Source organism: Embleya sp. NPDC059237, assembly GCF_042754105.1.
GTDB lineage: Bacteria > Actinomycetota > Actinomycetes > Streptomycetales > Streptomycetaceae > Embleya.
In genome coordinates this window covers 209,630-221,080 of the sequence record NZ_JBHZAE010000003.1, presented here as the reverse complement: position 1 = coordinate 221,080, position 11,451 = coordinate 209,630, and the positions used below count along the sequence as shown (strand labels likewise).

The window sequence follows — 11,451 nt, the reverse complement described above, 5'->3', positions numbered from 1 at the left end:
CCTTCCCAGGTGGGCACACAAGGGTGCGAAGGAGGCCGCGACTACTGGCAGACTCAGGGTCCATGACCGCCAGGACCGTGGGCGTGGGTATCGGCGCCGACCAGCTCGACACGACCGACATGGTGCTCAACATCGGGCCCCAGCACCCCTCCACGCACGGCGTGTTGAGGTTGCGACTCGTGCTCGACGGCGAGCGGATCGTCTCCGCAGAGCCGATCGTCGGCTACATGCACCGGGGCGCGGAGAAGTTGTTCGAGGTCCGCGACTACCGGCAGATCGTGATGCTCGCCAACCGGCACGACTGGTTGAGCGCGTTCGCGAACGAGCTGGGCGTGGTGCTCGCGGTGGAGCGCATGCTGGGCATGGAGGTGCCGCAGCGCGCGGTGTGGGCGCGGACCCTGCTCGCCGAGCTGAACCGGGTGCTCAACCATCTGATGTTCCTCGGCTCGTATCCGCTGGAGCTGGGCGCAATCACCCCGATCTTCCACGCGTTCCGCGAGCGCGAGGAGATCCAGGCGGTGATGGAGGAGATCTCCGGCGGTCGTATGCACTTCATGTTCAACCGGGTCGGCGGCCTCAAGGAGGACCTGCCGGCGGGCTGGACCGGGCGGGTGCGGCACGCGGTGGCGACGGTGCGCACCCGGCTGGCCCGGCTCGACGACCTGGTCTCCGACAACGAGATCTTCCGCGCCCGCACCCGGGGCGTGGGCGTACTGACGCCGGCCGTGGTGGCGGCGTACGGGGTCAGCGGGCCGATCGCGCGCGCCTCGGGGGTCGACTTCGACCTGCGCCGGGACGAGCCGTACCTGGCCTACGGCGAGCTGACCGACGTACTGCGCGTGGTCACCCGCGAAGAGGGCGACTGCCTGGCCCGCTTCGAATGCCTGCTGGAGCAGGTACACGTGAGCCTGGACCTCGCCGACGCGTGTTGCGACCGGCTCGACGGCCTCCCGCAGGGGCCGGTGAACCTGCGGCTGCCGAAGGTACTCAAGGCGCCCGAGGGTCATACGTACGCGTGGACCGAGAATCCGCTCGGCCTGAACGGCTACTACCTGGTGTCCCGGGGCGAGAAGACCCCGTGGCGGCTCAAGCTGCGCTCGGCGTCGTACAACAACGTGCAGGTGCTCGGCGAGGTGCTGCCGGGCTGCCTGATCGCGGACATGGTGGCGATCCTGGGCTCGCTGTTCTTCGTCGTCGGCGACATCGACAAGTAGGCGGACCCGCCGGGATCCGTCGGGTCCGCCTACAGCCGCCTAGAGGCCCTGTCCGGCGGATCTTGGCGGGTCCGCGCCGCCCGGCACCGCACCTCGCCGCACCGGAGAAACAGCCGAATGGAACCACTATGCGGCTGCTTCTCCGGCACGCCGATGCACGGCACCGGACGACGCGGCCTGATCCACCAAGATCCGCCGGACAGGGCCTAGTAGTGCTTTGTCAGGTCGGTGTTGGTTTTGGTCTTCGTGGTGGGCGTGGGCGGGGCAGGGTCCGGTGGCAGGTGGGGCAGGTTCCGGTCCAACAGCCGAGGAGGTCCTGGAGGGTGTCGAGGACCCGGTAGAGCGTCAGGCCGGCGTGAGGGCTTTTGGGTCGGTCCGGTGGAGCGTGAGGAAGGCGTGGGCGGCGGTGACCAGGGTGACGTGGTGGTGCCATCCGCGCCAGGTCCGGCCCTCGTAGTGGTCCAGCCCGAGACCGTGTTTCAGTTCGCGGTAGTCGTGCTCGACGCGCCACCGCATCTTCGCGAGCCGGACCAGTTCCGCGACGGGTGTGTCCGGGGGCAGGTTCGTCAGCCAGTGGTCGGTCGGCGCGTGGGCGTCGGCCGGCCACTCGGTGAGCATGGTGAACACGGGCAGCACCCCGTCCCAGGCGACGTCGGCGTCCCCCGCGGCGGCCCGTGCGAGCCGCGCCGGGACCTTCCCGGCCGGTCGCACCGCGGTCGTGGCGAACCGTGACCGCATCGCGCCGCGCGAGCCCCGCCGCCACCCGACCTCGACGAACGCCTCCCGCCCCACGGCAACCGCGTGCTCCACCAGGGAGCGGGCCCGGTCCCGATACCGGGGCAACGGACGCGGTCCCAGGCCCGAGTACGCGAGCGTCGACGGCAGCGCGTCGCCGGTGTGGGCGATCTCGTCGCCGCGCACCGCGACCACGAAATCGAGCCCCCGCGCGGCGAGTTCGTGCCGGAACCCGCCGATCTGCCCGTATCCGGCGTCCGCCACGATCACCGGCGGGACCAGCCCCCACCCGATCAGGGCGTCGATCGCGTCCAGGGCCAGGCGCCACTTCTCGACGTGCCCGACATCCTCGGGAACCCCGGCCCGACTCCGCCGCACCGGATCCTCCGCCCACTCCTCGGGCAGGAACAGCCGCCACTGCAACGGGCACGACATCGCGTCCGTCGCCGCGTGGACGCTCACCCCCACCTGGCAGTTCGCCCGTTTGCCCAGCGCGCCGCAGTACTGCCGGGCGACCCCGACCGACGCCCTCCCGCACTTGGGGAACGACGTGTCGTCCACCACCCACACCCGCGGATCGATCACCGCGCACATCCGCTCCGCGACCCGCCGCAGCACCTGTTGGTGGTCCCACGGCGAGTCCGCCACGAACTGCTGCAACGCCTGCGCGTTCCCGTCCGGCAGCCGCTCGGCCATCGGCACGATCGACTTCCGCCGACCGTCCACCATCAACCCACGCGCATAACAGTCGCCCTGACGTCGCTGATCCGTCCTCGACAGCGACCCGAACATCTCACCCACGAACGCCGCGAGTTCCTCCCGCAGACGCTCCACATCCCCGAGATCCACCCTCCCACCATGCACCCAAAACAGCACACATGGGAACCTCACCTAACAAAGCACTACTAGGCGTGCTTACGGATGTCGATGCGGGGGATTTCCTCGGTGTCGTCGTGCGCGGTGAGGTCCACCGGGAGCGGCTTGCGTTGCGTGGCTCCGGTGGGGGTCCGGCCGGGCTCGGCGGGGGCGAAGCGCACACCCTGGCCACGGTGTACCGGCGCGGGCTGTGCGGCCGGGGCCTCGGCCTCGGCGTGCACCGGGTCGGCGATCCGGTCGGCCTCGATGTCGTCGGTCTCGGGCGCGACGTCGGCCGGCTCGACCGGCTCCACGTGCGGGCGGCCGGCGATGAGCGCGTCGTAGCGCGCGTCGGAGCCGAACAGTTCGTCGGTGAGGAAGCCGGTGGCCTCCGGCTCGGCCAGGGGCGCACGCGGCGCGAAGAAGTCGAACCGTCCGGACGCACCGGCGCCGGCCACCCGACGGGTCACCTCGAGCACCTTGTCCCGCACCATCCGGGTCACCTCGGCGGTCTCGGCGGCGACGGGCACGCTCGCGGGGCTCTCGACGCCGGGTGTGTCCGCGGCTTCGGTCACGGCGGGTACATCCGCGGAGCCCCCGGTGACCGGGACGTCGGCCGGCGCCTCGGCGGAGGCGAGTGTGTCGGCCGGGGCCTCGGCGGCACGCGGTTCCGCGACGGGCGCAGCCGCCTCGGGCGTGGTCCCGGCGCCGGCGGGCTGCTCGGCGACGCGAACGGCCTCGGTGTACCGGGTGAGTTCGGTGGGCGGCGCGATCGGCGCCACGGGCCGCGCGGCCGCAACGGCCGGCACAGTCTCGGATCCAAGCACGGTCGCGGCCACGGGCGTCGGCGCAGCCGCAGGTCCGGACTCGGCATCAACCGCCGCCGCAGGCAAGGGCGTTGCCTTGGTCACGGCCGCAATCGCAGGCTCGGGCACACCGGCCTTCCCGGACCCAGGCGTCGACGCCGGCACGGCATCGGACTCGGACGCGGCGCCCGCCCGGGACGCATCGGCCTCCGGCATCGCCCGCACGCCCGCCGCAGGCGCGACGCGCCGCTCGTCGCTGCGCACCGCCTCGTTCGCGGCCGCCGCGACCGCGGCCGCCGGCGCGACCGGAGGCCGTACGCCCGACCGCGCACCCGGGCCGAACATCGAGGCGGCATAGGCCCGAACCAGGTCCGGCGAGGACACCGGAGGTCGCCGCACGGCCGGCACGATGGACGGCGCCGTGGGCCGGGCCCCACCACCGCGGCGGTCCAGCAGATCGAGCACGGCCGCGGCCCGCGCGAACAGATCGGGGGTCAACTGCTGCGGACGCGAGGTCAGATGCTCGGCGGCCACGTCCAGAACCAGCCCGTGTTCCTCGGCCCGCTCTACGGCCAGCCGCAGTTCCTCGGCCATGCGCTCGCGCTCGCGACGCCGCGCGATGCTCTCCTCGGCCAGACGCCGCTGGTGCGCGGTGCTCCCGCGAACCACCCACGCGACCGCACCGACGGCGGACGAGACACCGAGCAGCACGGCGATTCGAAGGGTGTTCGCACCCCCCGCGACCACCGCCAGCACGACGGCGACCAGCGCCGGTGCGCATATGGCGGCAAGCAGGGATATGCGTGTGGCGGTCGAGACCGAGCGATGGCGTCCACGGGGCATATGGAGACGTTAGCGCGCACACGGTGTTCGGCTCGGTGCGGGGGCTGTCGTGCGCGCGTGTCGTTTTCCGCCTTCACTACCCGCAACTCCGCTCGGAACGGCCCCGAACACCGGCCGGTCATATGCAACTCCGGCCGGCGTCGGGGTATTTGCCGGTGACGAGGTTTTACCGAAAAATCAGATCAGGTTCTTCGACTTCAGGTATGCCTTCGCCACATCGGCCGGCTTCTTGCGGTCCTCGTCGACCTGCTTGTTCAGCGCGGTCAGGTCCTCGGTGGTGAGCACCGGGGCGAGCTTGTTCACCAGCGGCAGGATCTTGTCCGCCTTGCCCGAGTTGACCACCGGAAGCACGTTGTCGGCGTTCTGCAGCTTCTTGTCGTCGGTGAGCACGACGAGACCGAACTGGTCCAGGGTGGCGTCGGTGGAGGTGGTCAGGACCAGTTGGTCGCTGCCGTTCTTGACCGCCTGCTTGGCGGCGGTGGTACCGACGCCGAGCGGGTCCACGCCGGAGACCTTGATGCCGTACGTCTTCTCCAGGCCCGGTGCGCAAAACGGCCGCGTCTTGCACTCCTCGCCCGCCGCGATCTTCACATCGACGCCGGCCTTGCCGAGGTCCGACAGCGTCTTGAGGTTGTACTTCGCGGCGAAGTCCTTGGTCACCGCGAACGCGTTCTGGTCCACCGCCTGCGAGGGTTCGCCGCTCTTGAGCCCGGCCGGACCCGCGAGCGTGTTCAACGCGGCGACGGTGGCCGTCACATCGGGCGAGGCGACCGGAGCCGCGTCGGGGCCGTTCTTCTTGCGGTTCAGGAATTCCGCCATGGTCGCCGCGTATTCCGGCACAACCGCGATCTTGCCCTTCTCCAGCTCGGGTTCGTAGAGCTCACGGTTCTTCACCGTCTTGATGCTCGCCTTCACCCCGCCCTTGTCGAGCAGCTGTTTGTACATCTGCGCCAGGATCTCGGACTCGGTGAAGCCGGCCGAACCGACCGTCGTCTTGTCGTCGTCCGAGGACGAACACCCCGTCGCGCCCACCAGGAAGACCAGCGAGAGTCCCGCCGCCACACCGACCGTCATACCCGTTCCACCGCGCCGCTTCGGCATGCGATGCACCGCCCTTTCCGTTCTCACGAGGTCACACCGCCACGCGGTGTCCGGGCCGTGAACCGCTGCACGAGCGCGAACAGGCCCTCCACCACCAAAGCCAACGCGGCCACGAGGAAGGCCCCCGCGACTACTTGACCGTTGTCCTGCAGGTCGAAACCGGCCGTGACGATGCGCCCGAGACCGCCCCCCGCGACCAGTGCCGCGAGTGTTGCCGTGGCAACAACCTGAACGGCACACGTACGAATTCCCGTCATGATCAACGGAAGCGCGAGCGGGAGCTCGACGCGCAGCAACATCTGGCCGCCGGTCATGCCCATGCCGCGCGAGGCCTCGACCACGTCCCGGTCCACTCCGCGCATGCCGACGTAGGCGTTGGTGAGCACCGGCGGGATCGCGAACAGCACCAGCGCGATGATCGTCGCGGTGTCGCCCATGCCGATCGGACTGAGCCCGAGCAGCACGAGCACCGCGAACGTGGGGATGGCCCGGCCGATGTTGGAGATGTTGATCGCGAGCGCGCCGCCCCGACCCAGATGACCCAGCCACAGTGCGATCGGCAACGCGATGGCGACCGAGATCAGCACGCACACCACGGTCAGCAGGACATGTTCGGTGAGTCGGTTCCATACCCCGCTCTCGCCGCTCCAGTTCGCGCCGTCGGCCAACCAGTCCCAGGCGTCTCCCAGTACGGTCACGCCGCCGCCCCCGCTCGTGTGTCGACCTCGGCGGTCGGCGCGGACACGAGCGGCAACCGCCGCTTGCGGCCGCCCGCCCGCTCCCACGGCGTCAACAACCGCTGTACGCCCAGCAACAGCAGGTCCGCCACGATCGCCAGCGCCACGCACAACACCGACGCGGTGAGCACCTGCGCCCTGAACAGCGTGTCGATGCCCGAGTAGATGAGATTGCCGAGGCCGCCCGAGCCGACGATCGCGCCGACCGTGGTGAGCGCGACCGTGGACACCGTGGCAACTCGCACGCCCGCCATGATCGCGGGCAGCGCGAGCGGCAGTTCGACCTGGAAGAGCAGTCGCCCCGGCCCGTAGCCCATCCCCTTCGCCGCCTCGACCACATCGGGCGGCACCGCCCGCAGACCGGCCAGCATGTTCCGGACCAGGATGGTCAGCGAGTACAACACCAGACCGATGATCACGGTGGTCTCGGTCAAGCCGGTGAACGGCTGCAAAATAGCGAACATCGCCAGCGAGGGGATCGTGTACAGGATCGTGGTGGAGCCGAGCAGCACGCTGCCCGCCGGGCGCCACCGCCGGGCCGCGAGGGCCATCGGAAACGCGATGAGCACGCCGATCGCCACCGAGACGACGGTCAGATAGATGTGTTCACGCAACGCCGTGGTGATTTCCCCGGAGTACTCGTCGAAGTACTTCCCGCAGATCCACGAGTTGCGCTTCAGGCAGTCACCGGAGGCCACAATCACGGGCGAACAGTACCCAGGCGGTCGGACACGCATGCCCGTGACGGCGGACACACCCGGTGTGCGGGCAGGGGCACCCGGGTACGTTGCCTCCCCTGGGGGTCGGGGAAACACTCGGGTCTCCGGACACCTGCCACGACCGCCTGCCATGCCCCGGAGGGCCCCCATGATCCGGCTGGACCGCGTCACCAAGCGGTACCCCGACGGCACCGACGCGGTGGCGGACCTGTCCCTGGACGTCGCCACGGGCGAGCTGGTCACCCTGGTCGGCCCGTCCGGCTGCGGCAAGACCACCACGATGAAGATGGTCAACCGGCTGATCGAGCCCACGTCCGGGCGGATCTTCCTGGACGACGAGGACATCACCCGGGCCGACCCGGTCAAGCTGCGCCGACGGATGGGCTACGTGATCCAGTCCGGCGGCCTGTTCCCGCACCGCACCGTGCTGGAGAACACCGTCACCGTGCCGAGCCTGCTGGGCTGGGACCGGAAGAAAGCCAAGGCGCGCGGCGTCGAACTCCTGGAACTGGTCGGCCTGGACCCGGCGAAACTCGGCGACCGCTACCCGCACCAGCTCTCCGGCGGTCAGCGCCAGCGGGTCGGCGTGGCCCGCGCGCTCGCGGCCGACCCGCCGGTGCTGCTGATGGACGAGCCGTTCGGCGCGGTGGACCCGGTGGTGCGCGAGCACCTGCAGACCGAGTTCCTGCGCCTGCAGCAGGAGTTGCGCAAGACCATCCTGTTCGTCACCCACGACATCGAGGAGGCGGTGCGGCTCGGCGACCGTATGGCGGTGTTCTCGATGGGCGGTCGCATCGAGCAGTTCGACACACCCTCCAGCGTGCTCGGCGCGCCCGCCAACGACTACGTCGCCGATTTCGTCGGCGCCGACCGCGGGCTCAAGCGGCTGTCGGTGACCGAGATCACCCCCGACGACCTCGAACTGCCGCCCATCGTGCGCCTGGACGACCCGATGCCGGAGGCGCTGGCGAAGCTGCGCGCGGCCGGCTCGCGCTGGGCGGTGGTGCTCGACGACGCGGGCGATCTGCACGGCTGGGTGGACGACCGGGTGGCCACCGGCACGGTGCGCGACCGGGCCCGGCGGATGGAGGCGTGGGTGCCCGTGCACGCCTCGCTCAAGCAGGCGTTCGGCGAGATGTTGCAGCACGACGCCGGCTGGATCGCGGTGGTGGACGGCGACCGGTTCGTGGGGGTGCTGACCCCGGCGCGGCTGCACGAGGCGCTGCGGCGGTCGATCGGCGCCGAGGAGCGGGACATCCCGCCGGCCGAGGTCGTCCTGGACACCATCGAGGGGTGAGCGGGGCCGGCCGTACCGCCTACCGGATGGTGGGTACCGGCCCCCGATTCACTTGTCCTCGGGATCCTCGGGCACGCGCAGTATGCGCTCCAGGAACAGACACCCGCCGACCAGGAGCACGCCCGCGCCCACCGCGAACGCGCACCGCTGGGCCTGTGCGGAGCGCTCGGTGACCTCCAGGAAGTGTGAGAGGTAAAGCGCGTAGCCGCCGTACAGACCCACCACCAGGGCGCCGACGAGCGAGCCCGCCTTGGCGAAGACCACCGCGCGCGCGGCGACCAGCGGGTCCACCGCGCGCGCGTTCGGGCGCCGCTCGCGCTGCGCCTTCAGCCGCGAGCGCAGCGACAATGCGGTGGCCAGCGCGACCGCGGCCAGGCACAGCAGCACGATGGGCGCCAGGATCGGGACCACGGGCGGTGTCCCGCGCGAGTCCCACAGGTCGATTCCGGCATACGCGATGCCGCCCGCCCCCAGCGCGAGGGCGAGCAGGACGAGCGGGCGCGTGGGCTTCATCGGTCTGCGGTCAGCTCCAGATCGTCACGGCGGTGCACGCCGGCCGGGCCCACCCGCGCGAGCAGGTCGGCGATCGGGCCGTGACCCGGCAGCTCCGCCTCGGGGTCGATGTCGTGCCAGGGCGCGAGCACGAACGAACGCTCGTGCGCGCGCGGATGCGGCAGGGTCAGCCGCGGGTCGTCCTGCGTCACGTGCTCGAACCAGATCACGTCCACGTCGAGCGTGCGCGGTCCCCAGCGCTCGACCCGGACCCGCTGGAACGCCTCCTCGATCGAGTTGGCGCGCTCCAGGATCAGATCCGGGGTGAGCAGCGTGCGCACCTCGACCACCGCGTTGAAGTAGGTGCCCTGCTCGGGGCCGCCCACCGGGTCGGTCTCGTAGACCGGGGATACCCGCAGCAGGGTCACCCCGGGAGTGTCGGCGATCTCGTCGATCGCGCCCTGCAGGGTTTCGAGCCGGTTGCCCAGGTTGCTGCCGAGCGCGAGCACGACCCGGCTCCAGGACAGCTGCGCGCGCTGCGCGGTGGTCTCGGCGGGGCGCTCCGGGGCCGGCTCGCGCGGGGTCCGCGCGGCGGAGGTGTCGGTCATCGGTCGCGCCCCCGCACGATGGTCACGGTCACGTCGTCGAACGGGACGGTGATCGGGGCGTCGGGCTTGTGCACGATCACTTCCACCTCCTGCACCAGCGGCCGGGCCAGGCACACGTCGGCGATCCGCTGGGCCAGCGTCTCGATCAGGTCCACCGCATCGCCCTGGACCACGCCGACCACGTCCTCGGCGACCTCGCCGTAGTGGACCGTGAGGGTGAGGTCGTCGGCCCGCGCGGCCGGTCGGGTGTCCACCCCGAGCACGACGTCGACCACGAACGTCTGGCCCTCTTCGCGTTCCTTCGCGAACACTCCATGATTGCCGCGGGCCTTCAGCCCCCGCAGCGAGACGCGGTCCAGCATCAGTCGCCTCCTCGGCGCGTATCCCATCACTGCGCACCCCGAACGGTCGGTCGCCCTTCCGGTCGAGGGGCGGTCGCGCCGACGGCCGGACCACCTCTGTGCGGTACGAATGTACCCAGCGGTCCCGACAGGTTCCGTCGTCCGGGTGCCTCGAACGCACCCGAACGACACCTCGAAGCGGTCGGGACCGGTCAGATCTCCTCTTCGGCGTCGACCTCCGCCATCACCGGCGACGCGTGGTGCAGCCACAAGCGCCAGCCCGCGGGGGTGCGCCGGAAGACATTGGTGACCACCGCACGGCCCCCGGCGAAACCCGTCTCGTCGCCGCCGTCCTCCTCGGCCATCCCGGTCAGCATGTTGGCCGTGCAGGACAACACCGCGACCTCGCCGGCCAGCTTGACCTCGACGTCGGTCAGGAAGAACTGCACGTACGCGGTATTGGCCATGATCAGCGCATAGGAGCGCAGGATCTCCGCGCGTCCGTGCAGCGCGGGCCAGCCCGGATGCACACAGGTCACGCTCGACGCGTCGGCGCCGTCGGCCCAGATCGCGCCGAGGGCGTCGATGTCGCCCTCCTCGACGGCCGTCCACAGCGCGAGGTTGACCTCGCGTACCGCGTCCGCCTCGGGCGACGTCTGGTCGTCGATCGGGTTCATCGGGCCTCCTGCCAGGCAGCCGCCACCTTGACCGCGTCGAGCGAAGCGGGCACCTCGTGCACACGGACGGCCCACGCGCCCGCGGCGGCGGCCAGCGCGGAGACCGCGGCCGTCGCGTCGTCGCGCCCGCGAGGTGGGCGCAGTGTGCCGTCCTCGGCGGCGAGCAGCCGGCCCAGGAAGGTCTTGCGGGACGCGGCCACCAGCAGCGGACGACCGAGGTCGTGCAGCGCGTCCAGGTGGGCGAGCAGTGGCCAGTTGTGTTCGGCCGTCTTGGCGAAGCCCAGGCCGGGGTCGAGCACGATCGCGTCGGGATGGACCCCGGCGGAGACCACCTTGTCCATACGCTCGGCGAGTTCGGCGCGCACCTCGGCGACCACGTCGGAGTAGACCGCCCGCTCCTGCATCCCGCGCGAGTGGCCGCGCCAGTGCATGACCACGACGGGCACTTCGCTCTCGGCCACGTAGGCGGCCATCGCCGGATCCGCGAGCCCGCCGCTGACGTCGTTGACCAGCCGGGCGCCGGCCGCCACCGCCGCGCTCGCCACCTCGACCCGGGTGGTGTCCACGCTGACCACCGCGCCGGCCGCGGCCAACTCACGCACCACCGGCACGACCCGCCGCAGTTCCTCGTCGGCGTCCACCCGACCGGCCCCCGGGCGGGTCGACTCGCCGCCCACGTCGATCAGGTCGGCCCCCTGTTCGATCAGCGCGAGCCCGCGCGTGATCGCGGCCTTCGCGTCGAACCAGAGACCGCCGTCGGAGAACGAATCGGGGGTCACATTGACCACACCCATGACCGCGCACCGGCCGAACTCGGGCAGGCCGCGCACCCTCGGCGGGCGGTCGGGAGCCCGATGGCGCGGGCCGGTCGTCGCTGTCATGGGGAACAGAGTAGGGGGGGGGGGGGGGCGGGCCCGGGCCCCCCCCCCCCCCGCCCCCCCGCGGGGGGCCGGGCCCCCCCCCGCGGCCCGCCCGGGGGGGGTGGGGGGCGGGCGCCCCCGCTCAAAGACCAAACGCCCCCCCGCG

12 protein-coding genes are annotated in these 11,451 nt (G+C 71.4%); 2 read left to right on the top strand and 10 right to left on the bottom strand.

The window, feature by feature from the left end; all coding sequences use genetic code 11:
* Positions 1 to 62: 62 nt before the first annotated feature.
* Positions 63 to 1,214, top strand: a complete 1,152-nt coding sequence (locus tag ACFXKZ_RS11585; protein ID WP_379999021.1) for an NADH-quinone oxidoreductase subunit D — start codon at positions 63 to 65, stop codon at positions 1,212 to 1,214.
* 345 nt (positions 1,215 to 1,559) lie between these two features.
* On the opposite strand, the gene ACFXKZ_RS11580 is transcribed toward ACFXKZ_RS11585, so the two are convergent.
* The 5 genes from ACFXKZ_RS11580 to ACFXKZ_RS11560 form a co-directional block, all read right to left on the bottom strand.
* On the bottom strand, positions 1,560 to 2,798 hold the full coding sequence (locus ACFXKZ_RS11580) for an IS701 family transposase (protein WP_379999019.1): 1,239 nt from the start codon (positions 2,796 to 2,798) through the stop codon (positions 1,560 to 1,562).
* Between the two features lie 56 nt (positions 2,799 to 2,854).
* Positions 2,855 to 4,453, bottom strand: coding sequence for a hypothetical protein (locus tag ACFXKZ_RS11575; RefSeq protein ID WP_379999017.1), 1,599 nt, complete (start codon positions 4,451 to 4,453; stop codon positions 2,855 to 2,857).
* A 177-nt stretch (positions 4,454 to 4,630) separates the two neighbouring features.
* Positions 4,631 to 5,527: an ABC transporter substrate-binding protein gene (locus tag ACFXKZ_RS11570; RefSeq protein WP_379999015.1), complete on the bottom strand. Its 897-nt coding sequence runs from the start codon at positions 5,525 to 5,527 to the stop codon at positions 4,631 to 4,633.
* Between the two features lie 50 nt (positions 5,528 to 5,577).
* Positions 5,578 to 6,252 (bottom strand): ABC transporter permease, encoded by a 675-nt coding sequence (locus ACFXKZ_RS11565; RefSeq protein ID WP_379999013.1) that lies wholly within the window; start codon positions 6,250 to 6,252, stop codon positions 5,578 to 5,580.
* Complete coding sequence (locus ACFXKZ_RS11560; RefSeq protein ID WP_379999991.1) at positions 6,249 to 6,989, bottom strand: ABC transporter permease; 741 nt, start codon at positions 6,987 to 6,989, stop codon at positions 6,249 to 6,251. Before ACFXKZ_RS11560 ends, ACFXKZ_RS11565 begins: the two co-directional genes overlap by 4 nt.
* A gap of 169 nt (positions 6,990 to 7,158) precedes the next feature.
* Here ACFXKZ_RS11560 and ACFXKZ_RS11555 point away from each other — a divergent pair, with 169 nt between their 5' ends.
* On the top strand, positions 7,159 to 8,307 hold the full coding sequence (locus ACFXKZ_RS11555) for an ABC transporter ATP-binding protein (RefSeq protein ID WP_379999011.1): 1,149 nt from the start codon (positions 7,159 to 7,161) through the stop codon (positions 8,305 to 8,307).
* Between the two features lie 48 nt (positions 8,308 to 8,355).
* Here ACFXKZ_RS11555 and ACFXKZ_RS11550 read toward each other — a convergent pair whose 3' ends face one another.
* The 5 genes from ACFXKZ_RS11550 to folP all read right to left on the bottom strand — a co-directional run bounded on the left by ACFXKZ_RS11550 (position 8,356) and on the right by folP (position 11,306).
* The gene (locus ACFXKZ_RS11550) at positions 8,356 to 8,820 is read right to left on the bottom strand and encodes a DUF3180 domain-containing protein (protein WP_078976563.1); all 465 of its coding nucleotides are present in this window, start codon (positions 8,818 to 8,820) and stop codon (positions 8,356 to 8,358) included.
* Positions 8,817 to 9,407 (bottom strand): 2-amino-4-hydroxy-6-hydroxymethyldihydropteridine diphosphokinase, encoded by a 591-nt coding sequence (gene folK / locus ACFXKZ_RS11545; RefSeq protein ID WP_078976562.1) that lies wholly within the window; start codon positions 9,405 to 9,407, stop codon positions 8,817 to 8,819. The genes ACFXKZ_RS11550 and folK overlap by 4 nt, the downstream gene beginning before the upstream one ends.
* Positions 9,404 to 9,766 (bottom strand): dihydroneopterin aldolase, encoded by a 363-nt coding sequence (folB, locus tag ACFXKZ_RS11540; RefSeq protein WP_379999989.1) that lies wholly within the window; start codon positions 9,764 to 9,766, stop codon positions 9,404 to 9,406. The genes folK and folB overlap by 4 nt, the downstream gene beginning before the upstream one ends.
* A 194-nt stretch (positions 9,767 to 9,960) precedes the next feature.
* Positions 9,961 to 10,425, bottom strand: a complete 465-nt coding sequence (locus ACFXKZ_RS11535; RefSeq protein WP_379999009.1) for a nuclear transport factor 2 family protein — start codon at positions 10,423 to 10,425, stop codon at positions 9,961 to 9,963.
* Entirely contained in the window at positions 10,422 to 11,306 is an 885-nt protein-coding gene (gene folP, locus ACFXKZ_RS11530; RefSeq protein ID WP_379999007.1) for a dihydropteroate synthase, read from the bottom strand. The genes ACFXKZ_RS11535 and folP overlap by 4 nt, the downstream gene beginning before the upstream one ends.
* Between the last annotated feature and the right edge of the window lie 145 nt (positions 11,307 to 11,451).

Bases quoted from the DNA above. Each gene is read 5' to 3' on its own strand.
- ACFXKZ_RS11585 (WP_379999021.1), top strand. From the start codon at position 63: ATGACCGCCAGGACCGTGGGCGTGGGTATCGGCGCCGACCAGCTCGAC.
- ACFXKZ_RS11575 (WP_379999017.1), bottom strand. From the start codon at position 4,453: ATGCCCCGTGGACGCCATCGCTCGGTCTCGACCGCCACACGCATATCC.
- ACFXKZ_RS11570 (WP_379999015.1), bottom strand. From the start codon at position 5,527: ATGACGGTCGGTGTGGCGGCGGGACTCTCGCTGGTCTTCCTGGTGGGC.
- ACFXKZ_RS11555 (WP_379999011.1), top strand. From the start codon at position 7,159: ATGATCCGGCTGGACCGCGTCACCAAGCGGTACCCCGACGGCACCGAC.
- ACFXKZ_RS11550 (WP_078976563.1), bottom strand. From the start codon at position 8,820: ATGAAGCCCACGCGCCCGCTCGTCCTGCTCGCCCTCGCGCTGGGGGCG.
- folK (WP_078976562.1), bottom strand. From the start codon at position 9,407: ATGACCGACACCTCCGCCGCGCGGACCCCGCGCGAGCCGGCCCCGGAG.
- ACFXKZ_RS11535 (WP_379999009.1), bottom strand. From the start codon at position 10,425: ATGAACCCGATCGACGACCAGACGTCGCCCGAGGCGGACGCGGTACGC.
- folP (WP_379999007.1), bottom strand. From the start codon at position 11,306: ATGACAGCGACGACCGGCCCGCGCCATCGGGCTCCCGACCGCCCGCCG.